This is a genomic window from Rhodococcus gannanensis (assembly GCF_042681175.1).
Taxonomy (GTDB): Bacteria; Actinomycetota; Actinomycetes; order Mycobacteriales; family Mycobacteriaceae; genus Rhodococcus_G; species Rhodococcus_G gannanensis.
Window position 1 is genome coordinate 77,036 of sequence record NZ_JBHUFB010000001.1, and the last position, 22,100, is coordinate 99,135.

The window sequence follows — 22,100 nt, forward strand, 5'->3', positions numbered from 1 at the left end:
TGACCGCTCAGGTGTCCTGCTCGGCGCGTTGGCGCGCCTCGTCGACCGCCGCTTCTGATCGGGCCTTCTCGGCCTCGGCTTCCTTCTCGGCGGTGCGTCGCTGCGCTTCGGCCTTGTCCTCTTGGGCTTTCCCTTCGCGGGTCAAAGCGTCGTTGCCGGTCACGGCCCCGACTGCTTCCTTCGCCTTTCCTTTCACGCCCTCCACGACGCCCTTGACGCCCTCGGCGGGCCCGGACTTGTTATTCGCCATGTTTGTACACCTCCATGTGTGCAGTACTGCTTGGTAGTGCCCGGCGCGGCAGTACTGCAAACATGGGCTGACCTAGTCACTCGCTGTCGTCCTCGACCCATGGGAGACGGCCGGCTCCAACACGAACGCGAGCAGCATCCGGTGCCGACACGGGTCCGCTCACAAAGTGCTCGCCAACTTCATGATTTCTTCGCCACGAATGCAGCCCCCGCGCTGTCACCGATGCGTGGACACGGCCTCGACGATCCGAGCTGGTAGCGCCGCGGGTACAACCGGTGGTCGGCGTACGGCCAGTCGTGGCTGGTGAACCTGAAGTTCGCCTACGAGCTGTACCGTCCGGCATCCGAGTACACGGTGAAGCCCAGAACGACCTCGTCAGACGCATCGCCGACGCGAAGGCCAACGGGCAGACAATCATCTCCACCGGCAACGGACTCGTCTCCTCCAAGGCGGAGTGGGACGAGATGATCGCCCAGGGTGGAATCGCTGGATCCGTACCGACGCGGAGGAAGCCACTCGCCTCGGAATCGGAAGTGCCCACAGACGTGCCGCGAACACCGATGGTGAGACAGGTTGAATCAGGCAAGGGGAATGCCCCACTTCAGTTGACCGTTGATCTACCCCAAACTCCGTTACCCCTGGAAAAGGAAGTGCGCGAACTGGTTCGCAGACGGAACGACCCATCCGCAAACTCCCAGTGCTGCGCTGCTGTCGTTGCACCTTGAACGGGCCGCACCGGGTCGACGCTGACGTCATCGTCGCCGCGGCCGTTCTCGTACTAGCTCACGGTTGTGCCCGCGTTGACGCGTTCCTTCTTACGGGTGGACAACAGCGGATCGAGTCGGCCCATGCCTGCCGGTCGGCCACCATCTATTGTCCTGTCCATCGTTGCGCTACGGGCAACGGATGGGTGCGTGATGCGAGTCTCTGGAATGCGGAAACTTCGGGCATGCCAGGGCAGTCAACGAGAAAGCGGAAATGATCAGCACACGAATCAATCGGAATCGACGTCGAGCCCTTGCTCAGCTTCTCTTCGCGATGACCGCAGCGATGGGACTCACTGCGTCGATGGTCGGCCAGAGCAACGCCGCACCGGTAGGAGTTGCCAACCCTCCGGGCGGAACCGTATACGCCTGGGGAATGCGCGACTACGGACAAACCGCGGTACCCAGCACACTCGCCAACGAGACCTTCACCGCGGTCGCGACAGGCAGCAGCCACTCCATGGCGCTCACCGATGACGGCGCCGTGCACGTCTGGCCGACGTACAACCTTCCCGGCGGGGATCCAAGCGCACCGCCGCAGGCGCTCCGCGGCAAGACAGTCAAGGCCATCGCCGCCGGCAACATCGTCGACGACTACTTCCTGGCCCTGACCGATGATGGTGTCATCCACGCGTGGGGATCCAACCTCCAAGGCGCAACCACCATCCCAGAGGCACTGACCGGCAAGAAGGTCACCGCGATCACCGCATACGGGATGCGGTGGGCAGCTCTCACCGAGGATGGCTCGGTACACGTGTGGGACCCCTACGTCCACAACCGAGCCACCCCGAACGAACTCAAGGGCAAGAAGGTCACCGCGATCGCAGTGAACTCATGGGAATGGACGGTTCTCACCGACGACGGGCGCGTGTACTCCTGGACCGGCGGCGGCAGCCTTCCCACCAGCCCACCAAGCACGACCGGCAAGAAGGTCACCGCCATCGCAGCAGCCGACCGCTACAACTTGGCCCTCACCGACGACGGCGCCGTCCACGGCTGGGGGTTGAACAACTTCGGGCAGACCGACGTACCGCAAGAACTCACCGGCAAGACGGTTACTGCCATTGCCGCCGGTGCCGAACATGCCATGGCTCTGGCCAGTGATGGAACCCTTCACGCGTGGGGTAGCAACAGTCATGGGCAGACCGACACACCGCAAGAACTCACCGGCAGATCGGTTACCGCCATCGCTGCCGGCTGGCGGTACTCAATGGCAATCGCGAAGAACACCGCGGTTGGACCCGGAAACCCCACGGATCCAACCGATCCGGTCGACCCCACCGATCCGACGGACCCCGGAAACCCCACCGAGCCTTCACAGCCCGGCGCGGGCGCAGGGTCGCTTGATTGGGCATTCGCAAGCTGACGAACAACCAAAGCAACTCGAGGCAGTGCCAGCAGGTTTCCCGCTGGCACTGCCTCGGCGCGGTGTCAGCCCGTGACCGATACCATCAGGCCACAGCAGCTCACGTTTCGATCTGCAGGCGCTATATCCCAGCTGGACCATCTATCGGTTGTTACGGTGTACGTGCCGCTCTGCAGGGCTAGCCCTCAGTGCGCTTCGAGTTCAGTTCTCCGCAACACTGGTTCCGCAGCAACGTTGCCCAATGATCTCAACATGTCCGGTTCGGTCTCGAGTTTCGGCGTCCGCGGTGGAAGGGAAGGCATGAACCCCGAGCACTTCGCTCAGGGAGGTGCCAGTACCGCGTTCGAACCACTCAGTGCGGCCGTTTGAACCAGAGGCCGGCACTGCTCCGAGACAGGAGAATCACGATGGTGAGACTCGCGGCCAAGCCGACGAGGAAGGGTGGCCGTTGGGTCAAGCTGCCCAGACCCTCGAAGCTTGCGCAGACGATCGCGGCTATCCGGAGTCCATTGCCGTTGACGGTATAGCCGAAGGCCAAGATGCCCAGGAGAAGGGCGGGGAGGTAGACGGCAATGAGTTTGCCGGCCAGCTCGTTTTTGCCGACGGCGAATGCCATTCCCGTCAAGACGATGCCGAGCGCGGCGAAGACCCAGGAGAGGATCTGCGCTGCTCGAACCGATGTGGGCATCGTTGTGGGATAGGGCGAAGCCTGGGTGTCGGGGTGATGCTCGTGATGGTCGGGCGGTAGGTCCGCGGGCGGGTACGACCCCGGAGAGCCGTTGGCTGTGGCCGGGTACTGCTCGTAGTCCCGGTACGGCTGCTCGTTCGTCGAGTTCTCGCTGACGGACATCGAGATTGGTTCCCCTCTTCCCGTTCCGGTCTTCGCCGGATGCTCAGGAGCCGAAACATACCGTACGGTGTGGCCCCGCGCAGGTGGCGGGTCAGGTCGGAGAGCGGCTGCGGCTCAGCCGAGTTCGCGTAGGCGTGGGAGGAGCTCGGTGGCGAATTCGGTGCGGAAGCGGGTCTGGTCGTCGCCGGGCCGTCGTGGTCCGCACCTGTCGGTTCGGGAAGATAGGGTGCGATCGTGATTCGTCGACTCAACCACGCAGTCCTGTTCGTGTCGGACCTGCAGCGCAGCCTCGCGTTCTATCGCGATGTGCTCGGATTCCGTCCGCTGCCGGGAGGTTTCTCCGGGGCAGCGTTCCTGCAGGCCGCGGGGTCCGCCAACGACCACGATCTCGGCCTGTTCCAGAGTCCCAACGGCCCAGGGGCACGTAGGCCGGGCGACGTCGGTCTCTATCACCTCGCCTGGGAGGTCGGGACGCTGACCGAGCTCGGGGAGATGGCCGAAAGGCTGGTTGGCGCAGACGCGCTGACCGGGGCGAGCAACCATGGCTCGACCAAGGCTCTGTACGCCCGTGACCCCGACGGCATCGAGTTCGAGGTGTGCTGGCTGGTTCCCGACGGCCGGGTCGAGGAGGAGTTGGTACCGGGGATGCCGCCGACCCGGCCGCTGGACATCGCCGCGGAGATCGATCGCTACGGCGCCGACACGCTCGGCGGCCCGCGCACCGACCCGGCCGTGTGGCAGCGGGTCTTCGAGGGCCGCTGAGCCGGCTGGCGTGAATCGTCATCGAAGTGGGCAACTGTTCGGTCCCATCCGCCCGCGATCCACATCGTCGCCTTCGCCGAGGCCCGGCAACCCCGCGACGGGTGAGTTCGTCAACCTGAGCAAGATGTCGGCGGGCGAGACCTCTCGTGAAACGAGGTGATTCCCTCAAACGGCAAGTCGCGAAACACCTCTGGCGCACCGTGCACGACGACGTGCCTCGGCGCCTCGAGGCGCCTCTCACTGTGCAATGGCCGATCCGAGTCGGACGAACGCCCGGAATGTCGTTGCGAATTGCGAACGGGTCGGTAGCCTCGGGGACCAGGAACGCCGCCGGGGTGGGCTGCGAAATTGCCCGTCCGAACACCGAATGGCGAAGGGAAGGGGGATGTCAGTGGCGGATCGGGTCGACGATCGCGTCGTCGAGGAGTTCTCGGTGACCGACGCCAAGTCGGGTCCCTACGGAATTTCCTCGGGCGCAGACGGCGCGCTCTGGCTGACCCTGGTCCATAGTGGCGAGATTGCCCGCATGACCGTCGATGGTGCTGTCGAGCGGTACCCAACTGGGAGTCGACCGACCATAATCGCCGCGGGTGTGGACGAGGCATTGTGGTTCACTCGATCGGGTGATGATCACATCGGACGCATCACCACCGAGGGGGTCATGTCGGAGTTCGCATTGCCTTCGGGCAGCGGGCCGTTCGGGATATGCGCCGGCCCGGACGAGGCTATGTGGTTCACCGAGATGAACACCGGCAGGATTGGCCGGATCACCCCAGAAGGCCGGATCGCGCGCTTCGAACTCCCCGTGCGGGGCGCATTGCCGTCCATGGTCGTATGCGGTCCCGACGACGCCTTGTGGTTCACCCTCAACCAGGCCAACGCCGTCGGACGCATCGACCTCAAGGGCAAGATCACGCTGTATCCGCTTCCCGGCCCGGGTGCGCCGGTGGGTATCACCTGCAGCGCAGACGAAACCATGTGGTTCGTCGATATCGCCGCCGGTCGGATCGGAAACGTCGCTCCGGACGGTGCGATGCGGATGTTCCCTCTTTCCGACCCAACCGCGAAACCGCATGCCATCACCGCGCTGCCCTCCGGCGACTGCTGGTTCACCGAGTGGGGTGCCAACCGGCTCGGACGGATCAGCCCGACCGGCGTCGTCACCGAATACGACCTCCCCACACCGGCATCCGAACCACACGGCATCACCGTCGGCCCTGACGGCGCGGTGTGGGCGGCGCTGGAAACCGGCGCCGTTGCCCGTATCACGCCATAGTCGGGGTAAACAGACTCTGGCACTCACCTACGACGGCTCCAGCCCGCCATAAGGCACGGAAGTGTCGCTGGTGGAGCCGGTGCCGGCCTCGAGAATGTTGCCGTCGAAGGCGCTGCCGCGTGCGTAGTAGTCTGCACCACGCGGATCGAGGTTCGTCCCGCTACGACAGCTACCTGGCAAATTGCCAACAATCGTGGCGATTCACATTCGCTGTGAACCGTCATCGTAGTTGGCAAGTGCCGACACTCTGACCTGCGGTGTGACAGCTAGGGTGGCGATACTTTCGGTCTACCGTCGTCAGGGTAGTTGGCAATTGTTTGTAGATCTTGCTTAGCTGAACGAAAGTGGACCCGAGCGTGACATCCACATGCGTGGTTGGTCGATCTTTACGAACCCGTACTGTTCGTATAGTTCGTGGGCGTCGGCGGTCGCGAGCACTGTCCGTTTCAGTCTTAATGGGGCGAGGTCGTTGACCACCCCCGCGATGAGAAGCCTGCCGATACCGCGCCCGCGCGTTCCGGGGTCGACGAAACATCGCACAGCCACGCGAACGTGGCCTCGTCGGTGACCACCCAGGCGTACGCGAGCTGCTCTCCGGTTTCGCTGTCGTCGACGACGTGTTCCCGGCGGCAGCGTCCAGGACACATAGTTCATGTCAACCGCACACGATCGACTCGACGCTGAAAGGCCGCAGCATGCAGACGCTTTCGGCGGCCACAATCAGGTAGCGATCGATTCGTGCATCCGATGGAACTGGTGATCTTCACGAGCCGATAGCAGCTGTCGATGGGGTAGGAATCACGTCGCGTTGATCGCGATGAGGGCGGCAACTGCGAGGGATACGACCACCCCGGTGAGGCCCGCCGAAGGGAGGGCGGCGGGCACGGAGATGTTGTTGCGAAAGTCGATCACTCGTGACGGGTGCCGCCGCATAGCCGTGGCCAGAATGCCCGTGACGGCGGTGGTGAACAGCGCGACCAATGGAACCGTCAGTGCCGGGTCGCCGATACGCACGAGCAGCAGGGAGGGGATCAGCACTGCACACGCGGTGCGCAACCATGAGAGCGTGGTCCGTTCGGGTTGAAGCCCGGGGTCGTCGTGAGTGAACCGACCGTGGTCCCGTCCAGCACTCATGCCTGCAGGGTGACAGCGAGGATGATGCCGCCGGAGGCAAGGAGCAACGAGAGGGCCAGCAGTTCCTTCGGCAACGGCAGTGACCGTTTGAGGCGAAGCGCGACCTCGACCCGGTACCAGCGCCGCCAGGCCAGGATGGCCAGGAGCACCGCGACGGCAAGCAGAACGTGCGTGAGGATCGAACGGGTTCCGGACGACACGATGGTGTCGCCGAGCGCTTCCAGCGCCAGGGCGCCCGCGATGATCGCGAGGACTGTGCGAATCCATGCCAGGAACGTCCGCTCGTTGGCCAGGGAGAAGCGCGGGTCGGGATCGCTCCCGGCGCGCAACCCGTTCGACCGGGTCAACTTCGGACCCGCCGTCACGATTGGTTCAGAACTGTAGGAGGTGCCTCGACCGCCCACGTCGCACCGACGACGCCAGCATCGACCAGCGCGGCCACCTTTTCCTGTGTGTAGCCGAGCGATTCCGCGATCTCGATGGAATGCTCGCCGAGATCAGGCACGCGAAGTGCCGCACCGTCGACCTGCTCACCGAGAAGAAAGGGGATCCGCACGACCGGGAACGGATTCCCGGCCTGGTCCTTCCCCGTGGAGAAGATCTGCGCTGCCTCGATGTCTGCGGCGGCCCTCACCTGGTCGTAGTCGCGTACCGCGCCCACGACGATCCCGTTGCCGGCCAGCAGCTGTACGCATTCCTCGCTCGTGCGAGCTCGAAGCGCCGACGACAGCTCCTGCAGAAGTTCGCCCCGATTCTCGACCCGCGCATCGTTGTCGCGGAATCTTGGGTCGGTGGCCAGGTCCGGGCGTTCGATGACCTCGCAGAGGCGTAGCCAGTGAGGGGCAGCGTAGCCGGAGACGACGATGTAGCCATCGGCCGTCTCGATGAGGTCTGCTGCGGGAGCAACCCCGGGTTGACCATTGCCGCGGCGGGTGGGGCGAATGCCGGTCAGGTCGTAGGACGTCCACTCGGGAGATTGAAGGTGCAGGGCGACTTCGAGGAGTGATACCTCCACTGCGGCGACCCGCCCGAATCGTTCGCGATCGAGGAGGGCGGCGAGGATTGCTTCGGTCAGGACGTGGGCCGTCGCGGTGTCGATGATGGTGGTGCCGACTCGTAGCGGGGTCCCGTCCTGTTCACCAGTGATCGACATCAGCCCGCTCTCGGCCTGTGCCGCGATGTCTAGCCCGGGGCGATCACGTGAGGGTCCGTGCAGCCCAAACCCCGACACTGTCGCGTAGATCGCTCTGGGGTTGATCTGCGCGACGCGGTCGGGTCCGAGGCCGAGCTTCGTCATCGATCCGGGACGCATGTTCTGTATCACGACGTCTGCGTCGGCGATCAGTCGTTCGGCGACTGCCAAGCCTTCGGGGTTCTTCAAGTCGACTGCTATGGAACGCTTTCCGCGATTGTGGGCCCTGAGGATAGCTTCGCCGAACGAGGTTCCGGACCGGGTCCAGTCCCCTGTCAGGGGTTCAACTTTGATCACGTCGGCGCCGAGTTCGACCAATGTCTGCGACGCGGCCGGTGCAGCGACGAACTGACCGAAGTCGACTACGCGAATGCCGTCGAGTGGGCGCTGTCCCATTGTGTGTCATCCGATCTCATGGAGAGAGTGTGCGCGAGGCGCAGGAAGGGTTCGTCAGCAGGGGAGCGCTTCCTGCTCGTTGATGACACGACGATACGTCCAGCCAACTCATTCGTTAAGACCAAATGATCCTATTACCACATAAGCCAATCCCTATAGGTTTGCGTTCTCGCCATGCTGCCGGGTCTGGACGACGAAGGCTCGCGCTGCGGGCGAGAGATTGTCCGGGCGGTGATACAGGGCGTAGCCCGTGGGGATATCGGCGTCCAGTGGCCGGATGACGGCCCCGAGTGAGGCTGCCGTCTCGGCTTCCGCGCGCGAGAGCATGGCCGATCCGACCCCCGCGAGGACGAGTGGCACGATCGAGTGTCGATGAGCTGTTTCGAGAACGGGAACGAGTTCGTTCAGTCCCCGCTCCACCAGCAGGTCATTGAGGTGCTTGCGCCCGTATACGCCGGGGGTCAGCGCGGCGATCCAGTCCCGGCTCTGCGTTTCCTCCAGGCGAAACGGCCGGTCCGGGAGCGGAGTGCCCGGCGGGCAGACCACCATGACTTCCCGGTGTCCCATCGGAGTGACCTGGTAGCCGGTAGCCGGCGGCGGATACTCCCCCAGAAGGATCTCGATGTCGCCGCGCGAGAGGGCATCGAAGCCGCGACTGCCGGCCCCCACCGAACTGACCCGGATCCGAATACCGGGATGCCGCACGCGATAGTCCGCGAGAAGCCCGACCAGTGGATCGACCGCAAGGTGGACGACGCTGCCGATGTCGAGGTCTCCGGACCTGAGTTCGGTGATCGATGCGGCCGCCCACCGTGCCGCATCCAGTGCCCTCAGTGCGGCGCGGGCGGGGCCGATCAGGGCGCGGCCCCCGGAGGTCAGAGTCATGCCGCGGCCCCGCACGAAGAGTTGGCACTCGAGTTCGGACTCCAACTCCTGGATGGCCTGGGAGACCGAGGGTTGACTCAAACGAAGACTTCGCGCCGCCGCAGAGATCGATCCTTCGTCAGATACGGCGAGGAAGTACTGGAGATGTCGACGTTCCATAGGCAGTGACTATATACAACAACGTGTAATTGGCAGTTTTGTCTTTACATCATTCGTTGTAGCCTCGGTCACACTGCTGGTGCGTCGCCGGACCACAACACAGAAGCAGTTCGCACATCTGAACGCTCGGTTCACCTGCTCGTTGGGAGTATTTCCATGGCCAAGACCGACCTCGTCGGCACAGTGCCCGCACACCCCGAAGTAAGACGCCGCAACGGAGTTCTCCTGCGTATGCGTCCTTCACGGGAGACCATCCTGGTCCGTATCGCGCAGGTAGCGCTGCTGCTGACTCTCCTCGCACTCTGGGACCTCAGTGCGACCCGAGGATGGCTCGATCCCGTCCTCGCCAAATCTCCGGGCCAGGCCTGGGACTACTTCACAGGTGCAGTCGCCTCCGGGGAGCTGTGGACGAACACGCAGGCCACCATGGCCGCAGTCCTCACCGCCTGGGTCGTAGCTGGTGCCGTCGGCGTCGCTGCCGGTGTGGCCCTGGGACTGTTGCCACGAACGGAGCGGGTTCTGACCCCCTTCCTCGAAGCCATCAATGCCATGCCGCGAATCGCACTCGCACCACTGTTCATCGTCGCGTTCGGCATCAACATGTCCGCCAAGGTCGCGCTGGCATCGACGCTCGTGGTGTTCATCGTCCTTGCCGGCGCACGGGCCGGCGTGCGATCGACCGACGCCGAATGGCTGCGGCTGTCGACGATCCTCGGCGCCAAGAAGCACCAGGTCTTCCTCAAGGTCCTTCTGCCCGTGGCGACCCCGGCCATCTTCTCCGCCCTACGACTGGGATTGATCTATTCACTGCTCGGAGTGATTGGCTCCGAACTGATCTCGTCCCGCGACGGTCTCGGACAACTCGTCGCGTCGTACTCCGCGACGTTCCGAATGGATGCGGTCTACGCAATCTTGATCATGCTCGCGTTGATCGCTGTCGCACTCAACCAGCTGATGGGGATGCTCGAGCGCAAACTGCTGCGCTGGCAGCCACCCGCGGACCGCTGAGAAACCCACACCGACCCATCACAGGATTCGAGAATCATGTCCAGTGCAACCCCATTCAGCACCACCAGCCCCGTGACCACGTCGCGGGCCGCGATACGCCTCCAGTCCGTCGGCGTCGACTTCCCGGATCCCGCCGGGGGAACCCGCACCGTCTTGTCCGACATCGACTTGGAGATCCCTGCAGGACAGTTCACAGCGCTAGTGGGACGCAGCGGATGCGGAAAGACCACCCTGCTCAACATGGTCGCTGGCCTGGTTGAACCCACGCGCGGAACGGTTGAGGTCGTCGGCCAGCCCCCGCGGGAAGCCCGTGGCCACCTCGGTTTCATGCTTGCTCGTGATGCCCTACTGCCATGGCGAAGCGCCCGTCGAAACGTCGAGTACGGCCTGGAACTGCGCGGGATTCCTCGCAGTGAACGCCGACAGCGTGCACGCCAATGGCTCGACGCCGTCCACCTCTCCGATGCCGAGAACTTGTGGCCGTGGCAGTTGTCGCAGGGAATGCGGCAACGCGTCGCACTCGCACGCACCTGGGCTCTGGACCCGGCGGTGCTGCTGATGGACGAACCCTTTGCGGCCCTCGACGCACAGACACGACTCTCGGTCCAGAACGAGTTCCTCCGCCTGTGGCAGTCCGATCGCGACCGCAGCGTCCTGTTCGTCACCCACGATCTCGGCGAAGCCATCGCGCTTGCCGATCGAATCATCCTGATGGGCAACGGACACATCCTCGAGGACATCGAGGTCGGTATCGACCGCCCCCGGGACCTCGAACTCGTCACCGGTGACGCCCGCTACCTCGAACTCGTCGAACTACTTCGCGACCGACTGCGCTGACAACCCACCAACGCGCCACACTCTGCTGGAGGTAAGACATGAAGTCATTTCACAAGCTGGCAGGAGCAGCTCTCCTTGCAACAACGGTCCTCGTAGCATCGGCTTGCGGGACCTCGCAGGCGAGTCTCGATCCAGGAGACGTCGACGGCACCGCGTCCCTGACCCTGGGCATCTATCCGAACAGTTCGCTGTCCCTGCCCGCGATCGTGGCACAGAACCAGGGCTTCTTCGCCGACGCCAAGCTCGACGTTTCGACCATCGCGGGAAAGAGCGGACCCGAACTCACAGCGGCGCTGATCGGCGGTTCGACACAGGTGGCCATCACCGCGCCACAGTCCGCCCTGCCCGCCATCCGTGACGGCCAAGACCTGATGGCCCTGGCGCCGGCGATCGACCTGAACTACCTGATCGCCGGGAGACCAGATGTCGCCGAGAACGGCGTCTCTGGATTGAAGGGCAAGAAGATCGGGGTCACGGCACGCGGTTCGGCGAGCGAAGCCTTTGCGCGGGAGGTCCTCGCCGATGCCGGCGTCAACCCGGACGACGTCACCTTCATCGCGGTCGGCCCCAGCGTGACCAACGCATCCGCGTTCGCACAGGGGCAAACCGATGCCTTCGTCGGTTCACCCTCGACTCTCACGGCGATGCGGCAGCAGGGCCTTGACTTCACCATCATCGCGGACGCAAGCGACGGGTCGGCAGGCCCGATCGGCGAGTACGGGTACGGCGGGTTCTTCATGACCTCAGCGACCACCGCCGCGAACAGTCCACAGACGATCGGTCGATTCTGCACCGCGATGAATGACGCCACCGCATACATCGCCGACCCGGCCAACAGGGAGACGGTCATCGCGATCCTGGCCGAGGTGATGAACGCACCGGCGGCCGACATCACTCCCATCTACGACGCCGAGCACACCCTGTGGTCGAACACTATCGACCCCGGGCGGTGGCAGAAGAACGCCGAGTGGGTGCTCGGCCCCGATGCCGCCAAGGCGCCGTTCGAGAGCAGTGTTCACGCCTGCTCCTGACAACGCACCGAACTATCCGGTTCGAAAACCAACAACCAACGGAAAGGAATGCACGTGACGACAGTGGACACAGAGGAATCGACACGGCTCGCTACCGCGTGGAACGATCTCGCAGAACAGATCCGCGCATTCGGTGAGTCGGCAATGTCGACCGGGGACAGCCTCGATCAGGCAGAAGGGCTGCGTCACACCCTTCGCTTCCTCGGGCACCTCGCCGACAATCACATCGAGAAGAGCGACCCGCTGCGGCCGGAGTTCTGGCGCGTGACGAGCACAACTCGGAAGTACTACGGCGACGGTGTCGACGTGGACTACGACTCCTGCCGAATCGACGGCAGCCTCACCTACCGAATCTCCGGAACCGTCGGAACGGTTCCCTACCTTGCGTTCATCGTCAACCGAAAAGGTGCGAGCGATCGCTTCGCCGGCAACATCGTCATCGACGACAAGCACATGCGTGCGGACGGCACATTCGAAGTGTGGCTCTCACCCGATCTCGCGGGGCGCCACGGGATCGAACTCGACGACCGATGTGTCGAAGTTGTTGCACGCCAGTATCACAAGACGCGGTCCGAGGAAGAACAGGCCAGGTTCACAATCGAGCTGGTCGGTCAACAGGTTGCTGCGCGGCCTCCCCTCGACACCGGGGACCTCGCCAACTCGGTTGCCCGCATCGCACACGGATTGGGTGTCACGAAGGTCCGGCTGGAAGCTCTCGTCGCCAGCCTCGCGGCGCGCCCGAACGCGGTGGCCGAGCTGTCGGGGGAGGCGGCCGCCCAATTCTTCGGAACGACGTCGAACCACTACAAGATGGGGTGGTTCTCCCTCGAGGATGGCGAGAGTCTCGAGCTGAGGTTCCCCGCGGTGGAGGGGCGCTACTTCGGAGTTCAACTGTTCAATCGTTGGTTCGAGTCACTCGAGTTCCGGGACCACGTCACCAGCATCAACGACCACCACGTGGTGAAGGAAAGCGACGGCAGCATTGTCTTCCACGTCGGTGGATCGCCGGAGCTGACGAACTACTTGGACACCTGCGGGCATCGAGAAGGTTTCGTCCTGGCCCGGTACCTGGAGGGTGCCGAGAATCCAGAGAATCCAGTTGCCCGCGTGGTGAACGTCTCCCAGGCGTAAATCAAGGGCGCCCCGCGAGGGTCGAAGCCAGGCGACATGCAGTCGTGGACGGCGAGGAAGTTGCCATCTCGCTCTGGCCCAACACAGACAAGTCCCCTCGGCGCGGCGCCGAAGGGGCAGGAATGAAGGAGAAGATAATGGGTTCGTCCGAAGCAGATCTCGCATTGATCAAGCAGGTCCAGCCGGTCGTCAGTGGCCTCGGAACGGTTGTCGTCGGCCTCGGCGCCGCCCTCAGCCTTGTCGGGGCCCTGGCTGCCTTCAGCTGAATGACCGCACTGCACTGGGAACTCGCCGTAGCGTCATCTCGGGGAGTCCCGGTGCAGTGCTGGCGCGTCTACAGCGGTGGCGGATCACGCGACCGGTTCGAGGTCGCTCGGCATCGAGCTCTGATGCGCTTGGCCAACTGTTTTGTCAATTGGCCAACTGTGATGACCACTGGCCAACCGTCTTGTCAATTGGTCAACTGTCCTGGCGATTCACATTCGCTGTGCGGCGCCTGCTACAGTGGCCGACATGCAGCGTGCATATTTCTGGTTTACGAGGCCGGCCCCGGGTGGGTCGGTCGGCGTAGACGCGCGCTGACACTTCCACCCCGAGCCGGACACGACCGGCTCGCGAGGTGCATTCAGTCTCCTGGGTCGGCCACTTTCGACAGCCACCACGAACAGGATGACGATGACTCTCTTGACCGACACCGCCCGTGATCTCGATGATCAGCGGACCATCTCGATCTCCCCGCTCGCCGCGCCGCGTGAGATCCGCGCCGAGCATCCCGCCGAGGACGGCGTCGCCGCCACCGTACGCGCGGGCCGAGGCGCGACCGTGGACATCCTGACCGGCGCCGACGACCGCCTGATGGTCGTCGTCGGCCCGTGCTCGGTGCACGACACCGAAGCTGCGCTCGACTACGCCCGCCGCCTGGCCGCGAAGGCGGAGGAGCACCGCGACAACCTGCACGTCGTGATGCGGGTGTACTTCGAGAAGCCGCGTACCACCCTCGGGTGGAAGGGTCTGATCAACGATCCGCACCTCGACGGAACCTTCGACATCAACACCGGGCTGCGGCGCGGCCGCAAGCTGCTCGTCGACATCACCGAACTGGGCCTGCCCGTCGGGTGCGAGTTCCTCGACCCGATCACCCCGCAGTACATCGCGGACCTGGTCAGCTACGGCTCGATCGGTGCCCGCACCGCCGCCAGTCAGGTGCACCGTCAGCTGTGCAGCGCGCTGTCGATGCCGGTCGGTATCAAGAACTCCACCGAGGGTGACGTGCAGGTCGCCGTCGACGGTACCCGTGCGGCCGGGGCCAGTCACGTGTTCCCGGGCACCGATCTCGACGGGCACTCCGCGCTGATCCGTACGGTCGGCAACCCCGACTGCCACGTCATCCTGCGCGGCAGCAGCGCCGGCCCGAACTACGACCGCGAGTCCGTCGCGGACACCCTTGCGCGCCTTGCGAAGTCGGGCCTGCCGGAGCGGGTCGTCATCGACGCCAGCCACGGAAACAGCCAGAAGAACCACGAGCGTCAGGTCGACGTCGTCACCGACATCGCGTCGCGGATCGAGGGTGGCGAGCAGGGTGTCGTCGGCATCATGCTGGAAAGCTTCATCGAGGCGGGCCGCCAGGACCTGACCCTCGGCAAGGCCGACGAGCTGACCTACGGCCAGTCCATCACCGACGCCTGCATCGACTGGAACACCACCGCCGCACAACTGGACCGGCTCGCCGAGGCCGTCAGCGCACGCCGCGCGTCCGGAACTGCACGCTGATCCGCGGGCCGGTGGGTCGCGTGGTCTTCGGGACGGCGTGCTCCCAGGTCCGTTGGCAGGACCCGCCCATGACCACGAGGTCGCCGTGGCCGAGGGCGAACTTGAGGACCTCGCCGCCACCAGGGCGGTGCCCTGCATCGGTACCGCGAGGCCGCAACGCCAGCGGCCGCGCGGCGCCGAGCGAGAGGATGGCGACCATCGTGTCCTCGGTGGCGCTGCGGCCGATGGTGTCTCCGTGCCAGGCGACGCTGTCGTTCCCGTCCCGGTACAGGCACAGCCCTGCCGTGGCGAACGGCTCGCCCAGCTCGCGACGGTAGTACGTACTCAGCGAATGCCGGGCTTCGTCGAGAAGCGGGTCGGGTAGCGTCGCTGCCTCGTCGTAGAACGCGACCAGCCGTGGCACGTCCACGACCCGGTCGTACATCTGCCGGCGTTCCGCCCGCCACGCAGCACCGTCGACGAGACGGGCAAGCAGTGCGTCCGAGCCGGTCAGCCACCCGGGAAGGACGTCGACCCATGCGCCCGCACTCAGATGGCGTCGCCGCACCGACCCCCCGATCGGCGCGAACCGGGTGCCGGCGGTCGGATCGTCGAACAGCGACGACTGCAGGCCCATCTCCATGGGGCGATCCTACGCGATCATCGAACATCTGTTCGTATTCGTGCGTGGGAGGGTTGTTCGAGGGCGTAACGCGCCAGGCGTCACGAACGACTGTCCAGGTGAATCGCACTCGACTGGGGAGGAACGGGACATGGGTTCTGCGGCAGATGCACTGGAGTGGATCCGCGAGGGATACCTGGCAGGCGATCCTCTGGCTTCGGCGCTGTTCGTGGGGGCGTCCTTCATCACGATGCCGTTGCAGCTGATCGCGGTGTTGTTCGGTCAGCCTTTCTGAGCGCCGCCGGCCCGGCGCCGCGACTCCAGGATCGTCGCTGCGGTCACCGCGATCGTCCGGTCTTCGTCGGCCGTCAACCGACTCAGGGCATCGCGCGCCGCGTTCCCGGGAATCTCGGCCAGTGCCTGCGTGATTCGTAGACGGACGGCCGTCTCCCCGGTGTTGTCGAAGGTGTGCTGCATGGCGGCGACGATGTCCTGTGCCGACGCCGACACCTCCGTCAGGTGTCCGAGCACCTCCGCAGCTTCCACGTCGCGGTGCCCCTCGACGACCATCGCCAGCAGGAACGGGACCGCGTCGGCGCTTCCGCGTGAGCCGAGAGCGAGGGCGGCGCGGGCGCGCGCCGTGTCGTCAGGGTCGTCCAACACACGTCGCAGAGCTGCCGCCGCTTCGGCGGTGGGCACCGCCGCGATCGCCGCGACCGCCCTGCGCCGGACCACGACGTCCGCCGAATCGAGCCCGGCCTCCAACGCAGCCACGCCGTGCCCGGGCGTCCGCGCCAGCGACCACTGCAGCGCGCCCGCGACATTGAGATCCTTCTCGGCGAGCAGAGCTGCGGCGAGGGCAGAGGCAGGCATCTGCGCCGAGTCGTCCTGCGACAGGATCGCCTGCTGCCGGCGCGCCCCGAACTCGGATTCGAGGCCACGCAGCAGCGTGACCATCCGCAGTACGTCGCTCCACTCGGCGGGACCGGCCGCGTCGACACGCTCCAGCTTGGTGAGAAGTTCCTGCTCGGCGACGATCCGCTGCCGGGTCAGTTCGATGAGATCGCCGACCAGGTCCGCGGGGGTGAAACCGGGTTCGTCCAGGGCACGCCGCGCGTCGTCGAGCGACAAACCGAGCGTGCGCAGGCTCTCGACGTGGAAGAGGCGTCGGATGTCCTCCTCCGAGTACTCGCGGTACCCGCCGGAGGTCCGGCCGGTCGGGCTCACCAGCCCCAACCGGTCGTAGTGGCGCAGCATCCGAGCGCTGACGCCCGAGCGCTGCGCCACCTCACCGATCAACATCCGCCGCCCCCGTCTCTACTCGCCCGGCCCGGTGATCGCGACCCGTGTCGCATGCTCCAGCGAGTCGGTGAATCCGCTGTCGGGGTCGTGGTAGAGCCGTACCGTGGCCTCGGCGTGCGCCCGCACGGCTGGGTCGGTGCTCGCAGCCGCCGCGTCGAGCACCGGCAGCACGGACTCCCCGAGACCTGTCAGCGCACGGCTCAGGCTCAGTCTCGTGTCGCGGTCGCCGCGGGCGAGCGCCGGGGCCAGGTCGGCGGCCAGCGTGCCCTCCGCACCCGCCGGGACCAGGGCCACGGCAGCCCGCCAGGCACTACGGGCGACCTCGTCGTCCGTGTCGTGCAGCAGCGCTGTGACCGGCGCGAACGCCTGACGATCGCCGATCTTCGACAGTGTGTGCAGCGCCTGACTGCGCGCCTGCGCGGTGTCGGACCGGAGCTCGGCGAGCAGTCGGGGCACCGTGCGCTCCGCGGGCATGCGGCACAAAGCCCAGGTGAGCATGTCGCGGACGAAGAAGTCCGGTTCGACCGCACACCGCGCGACCAGGGTCTCCACCAGCCCGGGATCGCCCTGGGTGCCTGCCGTGAGGGCGGCGCGCAGTCGGCCCGACGGGTTCGTGCCCGCCAGGGCGGCAGCGAGCGGGGTGTTCGACTGATCGTGACGTGTGGTGTTCATCGTGGAACCACCTCCTTCGCCCATCACTCAACGCCCTGTCACTGTGTCAAGGTCAAGGGGTGCTGTCGCGTCGAGCGCGTCACACTCGTGTCCTGAAGATGTCGTGGCCCGGCGGTACCGTCCGGACATGGGCTACGAATTTCAGGTGACAGTGGATTCGCAACGACCCCACGACCAGGCGAAGTGGTGGGCGCAGACCCTCGGCTGGGAGGTCGAACCGAGCGACGAGGAGATGATCCGGGGCCTGGTCGCCGCGGGCCGTGCCCGCGAGGAGGACACCCTCGTCTACGACGGCGTCCTGGTCTGGAAGGTCGGCGCCGCGCTACGGGACCCGGACCATCCCGAGCGGCCTCGACTCCTGTTCCAGCTGGTTCCGGAGGGCAAGACCGTCAAGAACCGCATGCACCTCGACGTCCAGGTCGGGGACGAGGAGCGGCAGGCCGTCGCCGACGGATTGGTCGAACGTGGTGCGGCGGTGCTGCACCACGCCGAGCAGGGGCCGTTCCGGTGGATCACGATGACCGACCCCGAGGGTAACGAGTTCTGCCTGACCTGACCTGACTTGACGCAGTACCGCCCGCTGTCAGCGGTACGCGCCGGGCGTCGTCCCCGTCCAGCGCTTGAACGCGCGCCGGAACGCGCTCGGCTCGGAGAACCCGAGCCGCGCCGACAGCTCGTCCACCGAGTCGCCACGTGCGAGGCCGGAGATCGCGGCGTCGCGCAGCACCTCCTCGCGGAGCTGGTTGAGTGAGGTGCCTTCGTTGCGGAGCAGCCGCCGCAGGTGTGCCGCGCTGATCGAGAGCATCTCCGCGATGTCCTCCGCCGTCGCGACCCGGCCCGCGGAGCCGCGTTCGAGGACCTTGCGGACCTGCGCCGCGGCTGTGCTGTCGTAATCCCGTTCGGAGAAGAGAAGATTCGGCGACTCCCGGAGATACTCCTCCAAGGTTTCCTCGGTCTGGATGATGGGCGCCCGCAGGATCGCGTTGTCGAACTCGATGGACGCGTGCTCGGCGCCGAAGCTGACCGGGACACCGAAGATCGCGTCGTAGCTCCGGGCGAGTGTCGCGTCCGGCTCGGGATGCGGCAGCCGAACCGAGGCCAGCTTGACGCGGCGGCCCACGAGCCATGCCGCGAACCGGTGCAGCAGCATGAGGATGAAGTCGGTGAGCAGCTGATCGGCCGCGAGCGCGATCTCCGGCGGCACCGACGGGTCGCGGTCGGGCATCGCCACGTGCAGCACCGTGGTCTCGGGTCCGAACTCCAACCGCAGCGGCGACAGGCCCGGCAGTACCCGAATCACGTCCGCCATGCGTTCGAGAGCGTTCCCGAGATCCGGGGCGTGGATCAGGGTCAGGCACACCACCCGGAACGTTCCGCGCCGAACCGGTGCGCCACCGAGGCCGAACAGTTCGTCGTCGGTCAGGCGCCAGGCCGCCTGCGTGAACCGCGTCAGTTGTTCAGGGGTGATGCGTCCGCTGGTACTGGCTTCCAGCACCGCGGGCGGAATTCCTGCTGCCGACAGTGGCGCTGCCATGTCGAACCCGGCTCCCGCCGCCAGCATCGCGACACGGCGCACGAAGTCGGCTGGAACGGTGCGACCGCTCATCGCGGGATCACCACTGCCCCGCAAGTCCGTGCAGCCGCGCGGCGGCCTCGGCGAGCACCTCGTCACGCTTGCAGAACGCGAAGCGCACCAGCTGATTCCATGGCTCCTTGTGATCGGCGAACACGCTGACCGGCACCGCTGCCACACCGATCCGTTCGGGCAGTGCCCTGCAGAACTCGAGGGCGTCCGTCGACGTGGTCAACGGCGAGATGTCCGCACAGACGAAATACGTTCCCGCACTGTCCCGCACGCCGAAACCAGCCTCGGACAACGCACGTCCGAGCACGTCCCGTTTGCGTTGCAGCTCATCCCGCTGCGCCGTCACCCACGGGATCTCGTTCGTCAGCGCGTACGCGACCGCGGGCTGGAACGGGCCGCCCGCGACGAACGACATGAACTGCTTCGCCGCGCGCACGGCGTCGATCAGCTCGGCAGGCCCGCAGGCCCATCCGGTCTTCCATCCGGTGACCGCGAACGTCTTCGCCGCGCTCGAGATCGTCACCGTCCGCTCCGCCATGCCGGGCAGCATCCCGATCGGGGTGTGGGTACGACCGTCGAACAGCAGGTGTTCGTACACCTCGTCGCTGAGTACGAGCGTGTTGTTGCGCACGGCGACGTCGGCGATCGCCGCGAGTTCCGCGTCCGACAGCACCGTCCCGGTCGGGTTGTGGGGTGTGTTCACCACGATCATCCGGGTGCGCGGGCTCACCGCGGCCCGCAGCGCGTCCAGGTCGAGCGCGAAACCGGTGCCGTCGGTCACCAGCGGCACCGTGCGCCGGACACCGCCCGCGAGGGCGACCGAGGCGGCGTAGGAGTCGTAGTACGGCTCGATCAGCAAAACCTCCTCGCCCGGTTCGACGAGGCCGAGGAGGGTCGCGCTGATCGCCTCCGTCGCGCCGACCGTCACCAGCACCTCGCGGTCGGGGTCGAACTTCTGGCCGTACCGGGCGTCTCGATCCGCGGCGATCGCCGCGCGCAACTCCGGCATGCCGGGGCCCGGCGGGTACTGGTTCAGTCCGCCCGCGATCGCGTCCCGCGCCCGCTCCAGCATCGCCGCGGGGCCGTCCGTGTCGGGGAATCCCTGCCCGAGGTTGATCGCCCCCGTGCGGACGGCGAGCGCCGTCATCTCGGCGAAGATCGTCGAGGTGAACGGCCGGAGTCGTTCCACGGTCTGGTCGGCGGGCATTGCCACAGCTTATCGGCCGTCGTAGCGTCGGCTTCGACCGCTCCGAACGGTGGCGACACGCCGTCGGCCGACGTTGTCACGTTCGTCGGAGCTGTCTCGTCTGAGATGTGAAAGGCGCCGAGATCAGGCATCGGTCGACGACGACAGGAGACGTCATGACACGCATCGCACCCCTGGCCCCGAACGAGGCCGGATCGATCGTCCGACTCACGTACAGGTTCGCAACCCGCCGCTTCGGGGAGGTGCCCGAACCGTTCGCAGTGCTCGCCCACAACTCCAAGGTGCTCGCCGCCGCGGGCGTCGCTGAGATGGCGGCGGAGAAGGCGTCCACCATTCTGCCCGCCACGGTCCGCGAGCTCGCGGTGTACCGGGTCGCCTGGACCGTCGGCTGCTCGTGGTGCGTCGACTTCGGTTCGATGCTGATGCGCCTCGACGGCCTCGACCTCGACCGCCTCGAGCACATCGCCGAGTACGCGACCTCTCCGCTGTACAGCGACGACGAGCGCGCTGCCATCGCCTACGCCGACGCCATGACCGCCACCCCGACCACCGTCACCGACGAGCAGGTCGACGACCTGGTGCGACGGTTCGGGAAGGACGGGGTGGTGGAGCTCACCTTCCAGATCGGTCTGGAGAACCAGCGTGCCCGGATGTACTCCGCGCTCGGCATCGTCGACCAGGGGTTCAGTACGGATGCGTGCCGGGTGCCGTGGGCGGAGGCGTCGGAGGGGCCTGTTCCGTCCTGACGCCGGTCAGCTTCGCCGGGTTCGCGAAGTCGTAGACGGCCCAGACCTTTCCGTCACGGACGGTGAACCCGGCAACGCGTGCCGGAAAACCGGGATGCGTGGCGTCACCGGGGGATCCTCCCGAGATCAGGCCCAGTTCCCCGTTGACCAGTGCCGGCTCCGAGAAGCGCATCATCAACTCGCCGTAGCGGGCGGCCAGGCCGAGGTAGAAGCGAGCCACCTTGTCCGGGCCGTGGAGGACGTTGACGGCGGTGCGGGTGGTGCCGCCCGCGTCCCCGATCAGCCGCGCGTCGGGGTGTAGCGCGTCCACCACGGTCTGCAGGTCGCCGCTCGCCATCGCCGCCAGCAGCAACCGGACGGCCGCGTCGTGGTCGGCGTCGCGGGTGGGGGCGTCCGCCGAGGTCACCGCGCGTCGGGCGCGAGAGGCGAGCTGCCGGGCGCCGGACGCCGAGGTGCCGAGGATGTCGGCGATCTCCCCGAACGGGACGCCGAATCCGTCGTGCAGCACGAACGCGACGCGCTGGTCGGGGCCCAGGGCGTCGAGTACGACCATCGCCGCCATCCGGGCGTCCTCGGACTGGACGACGGCGTCCAGCGGCTCCGGCGGTGCCGTCCCGGTCAGCGTGACGGCCACGGGTTCCGGAAGCCACTGTCCTACATAGCTTTCCCTGCGGACCGACGCGCTCCGCAGATGGTCGAGGCACAGGCGGCTGACCACGGTCGTCAGCCAGCCGCGCAGATTCGCGATCGCGTCGGCGTCGGCTCCGGCCAGTCGCAGCCACGACTCCTGGACGGCGTCCTCCGCGTCCGCGACCGATCCGGTCAGTCGGTACGCGACCGACAGCAGGTGACTGCGATGGGCTTCGAACTCGTTGACGATCGGCACGATCCGATGGTACGTACGGGCGGCGTCACCGCGGGTACTGCGAGACAACGGAGTTGGAATCACGACTGCGAGAAACCGTTGCGGGGTGGGGTGGGGGTGCACGTACGGTCGTCCCACGACACGACGCCCGGGGAGGCCATCATGTTCGAGTGTTGCAGCTGTCGCAGCTGATCTTTCTCTGATCGCATCGCCCGTCTCCTTCGCACGACACCCGCACCGGTCCGTAGGGATCCGGCTGTCCGTCGTGCGCGCTCACGTACCCGCAACATGCGGGCCTCACACCTCAGGAA

25 protein-coding genes are annotated in these 22,100 nt (G+C 66.1%); 12 read left to right on the plus strand and 13 right to left on the minus strand.

Going from position 1 to position 22,100, the window contains the following annotated elements; genetic code table 11:
• Window positions 1–7 precede the first annotated feature (7 nt).
• Window positions 8–250, minus strand: coding sequence for a microaggregate-binding protein 1 (gene mbp1 / locus ACFSJG_RS00415; protein WP_378483223.1), 243 nt, complete (start codon window positions 248–250; stop codon window positions 8–10).
• Between the two features lie 978 nt (window positions 251–1,228).
• Here mbp1 and ACFSJG_RS00420 point away from each other — a divergent pair.
• On the plus strand, window positions 1,229–2,380 hold the full coding sequence (locus tag ACFSJG_RS00420; RefSeq protein ID WP_378483224.1) for an RCC1-like domain-containing protein: 1,152 nt from the start codon (window positions 1,229–1,231) through the stop codon (window positions 2,378–2,380).
• A gap of 352 nt (window positions 2,381–2,732) precedes the next feature.
• On the opposite strand, the gene ACFSJG_RS00425 is transcribed toward ACFSJG_RS00420, so the two are convergent.
• A complete protein-coding gene (locus ACFSJG_RS00425; protein ID WP_378483225.1) occupies window positions 2,733–3,230 on the minus strand; it encodes a hypothetical protein in 498 nt (165 codons plus the stop codon).
• 231 nt (window positions 3,231–3,461) lie between these two features.
• On the opposite strand from ACFSJG_RS00425, the gene ACFSJG_RS00430 reads away from it, so the two are divergent.
• Together ACFSJG_RS00430 and ACFSJG_RS00435 are read left to right on the plus strand one after the other, a co-directional pair.
• Window positions 3,462–3,992, plus strand: a complete 531-nt coding sequence (locus ACFSJG_RS00430) for a VOC family protein (protein ID WP_378483363.1) — start codon at window positions 3,462–3,464, stop codon at window positions 3,990–3,992.
• A gap of 391 nt (window positions 3,993–4,383) precedes the next feature.
• Window positions 4,384–5,268, plus strand: a complete 885-nt coding sequence (locus ACFSJG_RS00435; RefSeq protein WP_378483226.1) for a Vgb family protein — start codon at window positions 4,384–4,386, stop codon at window positions 5,266–5,268.
• Between the two features lie 330 nt (window positions 5,269–5,598).
• Here the strand turns inward: ACFSJG_RS00435 and ACFSJG_RS00440 are convergent, their stop codons facing one another.
• From ACFSJG_RS00440 to ACFSJG_RS00460, 5 genes are all read right to left on the minus strand, one after another.
• On the minus strand, window positions 5,599–5,922 hold the full coding sequence (locus ACFSJG_RS00440; RefSeq protein WP_378483227.1) for a GNAT family N-acetyltransferase: 324 nt from the start codon (window positions 5,920–5,922) through the stop codon (window positions 5,599–5,601).
• 144 nt (window positions 5,923–6,066) lie between these two features.
• Window positions 6,067–6,402: a DUF202 domain-containing protein gene (locus ACFSJG_RS00445; RefSeq protein WP_378483228.1), complete on the minus strand. Its 336-nt coding sequence runs from the start codon at window positions 6,400–6,402 to the stop codon at window positions 6,067–6,069.
• Window positions 6,399–6,767 carry a YidH family protein gene (locus ACFSJG_RS00450; protein ID WP_378483229.1) on the minus strand — a complete coding sequence of 123 codons (369 nt, stop codon included), beginning with the start codon at window positions 6,765–6,767 and terminating at the stop codon, window positions 6,399–6,401. The genes ACFSJG_RS00445 and ACFSJG_RS00450 overlap by 4 nt, the downstream gene beginning before the upstream one ends.
• Entirely contained in the window at window positions 6,764–7,990 is a 1,227-nt protein-coding gene (locus ACFSJG_RS00455; protein ID WP_378483230.1) for a CaiB/BaiF CoA transferase family protein, read from the minus strand. Before ACFSJG_RS00455 ends, ACFSJG_RS00450 begins: the two co-directional genes overlap by 4 nt.
• 153 nt (window positions 7,991–8,143) lie before the next feature.
• Window positions 8,144–9,034: a LysR family transcriptional regulator gene (locus tag ACFSJG_RS00460; protein WP_378483231.1), complete on the minus strand. Its 891-nt coding sequence runs from the start codon at window positions 9,032–9,034 to the stop codon at window positions 8,144–8,146.
• A gap of 156 nt (window positions 9,035–9,190) precedes the next feature.
• Between ACFSJG_RS00460 and ACFSJG_RS00465 the strand changes: the two genes are divergently transcribed.
• From ACFSJG_RS00465 to ACFSJG_RS00490, 6 genes are all read left to right on the plus strand, one after another.
• Window positions 9,191–10,042, plus strand: coding sequence for an ABC transporter permease (locus ACFSJG_RS00465; protein ID WP_378483232.1), 852 nt, complete (start codon window positions 9,191–9,193; stop codon window positions 10,040–10,042).
• 36 nt (window positions 10,043–10,078) lie between these two features.
• Entirely contained in the window at window positions 10,079–10,879 is an 801-nt protein-coding gene (locus ACFSJG_RS00470; RefSeq protein WP_378483233.1) for an ABC transporter ATP-binding protein, read from the plus strand.
• Between the two features lie 38 nt (window positions 10,880–10,917).
• A complete protein-coding gene (locus tag ACFSJG_RS00475; RefSeq protein WP_378483234.1) occupies window positions 10,918–11,910 on the plus strand; it encodes an ABC transporter substrate-binding protein in 993 nt (330 codons plus the stop codon).
• A gap of 54 nt (window positions 11,911–11,964) precedes the next feature.
• On the plus strand, window positions 11,965–13,041 hold the full coding sequence (locus tag ACFSJG_RS00480) for a hypothetical protein (RefSeq protein ID WP_378483235.1): 1,077 nt from the start codon (window positions 11,965–11,967) through the stop codon (window positions 13,039–13,041).
• Between the two features lie 137 nt (window positions 13,042–13,178).
• The gene (locus tag ACFSJG_RS00485; RefSeq protein WP_378483236.1) at window positions 13,179–13,307 is read left to right on the plus strand and encodes a hypothetical protein; all 129 of its coding nucleotides are present in this window, start codon (window positions 13,179–13,181) and stop codon (window positions 13,305–13,307) included.
• Between the two features lie 403 nt (window positions 13,308–13,710).
• Complete coding sequence (locus tag ACFSJG_RS00490) at window positions 13,711–14,811, plus strand: 3-deoxy-7-phosphoheptulonate synthase (RefSeq protein WP_378483237.1); 1,101 nt, start codon at window positions 13,711–13,713, stop codon at window positions 14,809–14,811.
• On the opposite strand, the gene ACFSJG_RS00495 is transcribed toward ACFSJG_RS00490, so the two are convergent.
• Window positions 14,777–15,433, minus strand: a complete 657-nt coding sequence (locus tag ACFSJG_RS00495) for an alpha-ketoglutarate-dependent dioxygenase AlkB (protein ID WP_378483238.1) — start codon at window positions 15,431–15,433, stop codon at window positions 14,777–14,779. The two genes, ACFSJG_RS00490 and ACFSJG_RS00495, sit on opposite strands and share 35 nt — an antisense overlap.
• Before the next feature lie 130 nt (window positions 15,434–15,563).
• Here ACFSJG_RS00495 and ACFSJG_RS00500 point away from each other — a divergent pair, with 130 nt between their 5' ends.
• A complete protein-coding gene (locus ACFSJG_RS00500) occupies window positions 15,564–15,707 on the plus strand; it encodes a hypothetical protein (RefSeq protein WP_378483239.1) in 144 nt (47 codons plus the stop codon).
• On the opposite strand, the gene ACFSJG_RS00505 is transcribed toward ACFSJG_RS00500, so the two are convergent.
• Both ACFSJG_RS00505 and ACFSJG_RS00510 read right to left on the minus strand, forming a co-directional pair.
• Window positions 15,695–16,714 carry a MerR family transcriptional regulator gene (locus tag ACFSJG_RS00505; protein WP_378483240.1) on the minus strand — a complete coding sequence of 340 codons (1,020 nt, stop codon included), beginning with the start codon at window positions 16,712–16,714 and terminating at the stop codon, window positions 15,695–15,697. The two genes, ACFSJG_RS00500 and ACFSJG_RS00505, sit on opposite strands and share 13 nt — an antisense overlap.
• A gap of 15 nt (window positions 16,715–16,729) precedes the next feature.
• Window positions 16,730–17,386, minus strand: coding sequence for a HEAT repeat domain-containing protein (locus ACFSJG_RS00510; protein WP_378483241.1), 657 nt, complete (start codon window positions 17,384–17,386; stop codon window positions 16,730–16,732).
• Between the two features lie 127 nt (window positions 17,387–17,513).
• Between ACFSJG_RS00510 and ACFSJG_RS00515 the strand changes: the two genes are divergently transcribed.
• Window positions 17,514–17,942, plus strand: coding sequence for a VOC family protein (locus ACFSJG_RS00515; RefSeq protein ID WP_378483242.1), 429 nt, complete (start codon window positions 17,514–17,516; stop codon window positions 17,940–17,942).
• 27 nt (window positions 17,943–17,969) lie between these two features.
• On the opposite strand, the gene ACFSJG_RS00520 is transcribed toward ACFSJG_RS00515, so the two are convergent.
• Together ACFSJG_RS00520 and ACFSJG_RS00525 are read right to left on the minus strand one after the other, a co-directional pair.
• Window positions 17,970–18,992, minus strand: a complete 1,023-nt coding sequence (locus tag ACFSJG_RS00520; protein WP_378483243.1) for an AraC family transcriptional regulator — start codon at window positions 18,990–18,992, stop codon at window positions 17,970–17,972.
• A 7-nt stretch (window positions 18,993–18,999) separates the two neighbouring features.
• A complete protein-coding gene (locus ACFSJG_RS00525; RefSeq protein ID WP_378483244.1) occupies window positions 19,000–20,178 on the minus strand; it encodes a pyridoxal phosphate-dependent aminotransferase in 1,179 nt (392 codons plus the stop codon).
• Window positions 20,179–20,333: 155 nt separating this feature from the next.
• Here ACFSJG_RS00525 and ACFSJG_RS00530 point away from each other — a divergent pair, with 155 nt between their 5' ends.
• The gene (locus ACFSJG_RS00530; protein ID WP_378483245.1) at window positions 20,334–20,924 is read left to right on the plus strand and encodes a carboxymuconolactone decarboxylase family protein; all 591 of its coding nucleotides are present in this window, start codon (window positions 20,334–20,336) and stop codon (window positions 20,922–20,924) included.
• Here ACFSJG_RS00530 and ACFSJG_RS00535 read toward each other — a convergent pair.
• Window positions 20,863–21,810, minus strand: coding sequence for a sigma-70 family RNA polymerase sigma factor (locus ACFSJG_RS00535; RefSeq protein WP_378483246.1), 948 nt, complete (start codon window positions 21,808–21,810; stop codon window positions 20,863–20,865). The genes ACFSJG_RS00530 and ACFSJG_RS00535 overlap by 62 nt on opposite strands.
• Window positions 21,811–22,100: the final 290 nt, after the last annotated feature.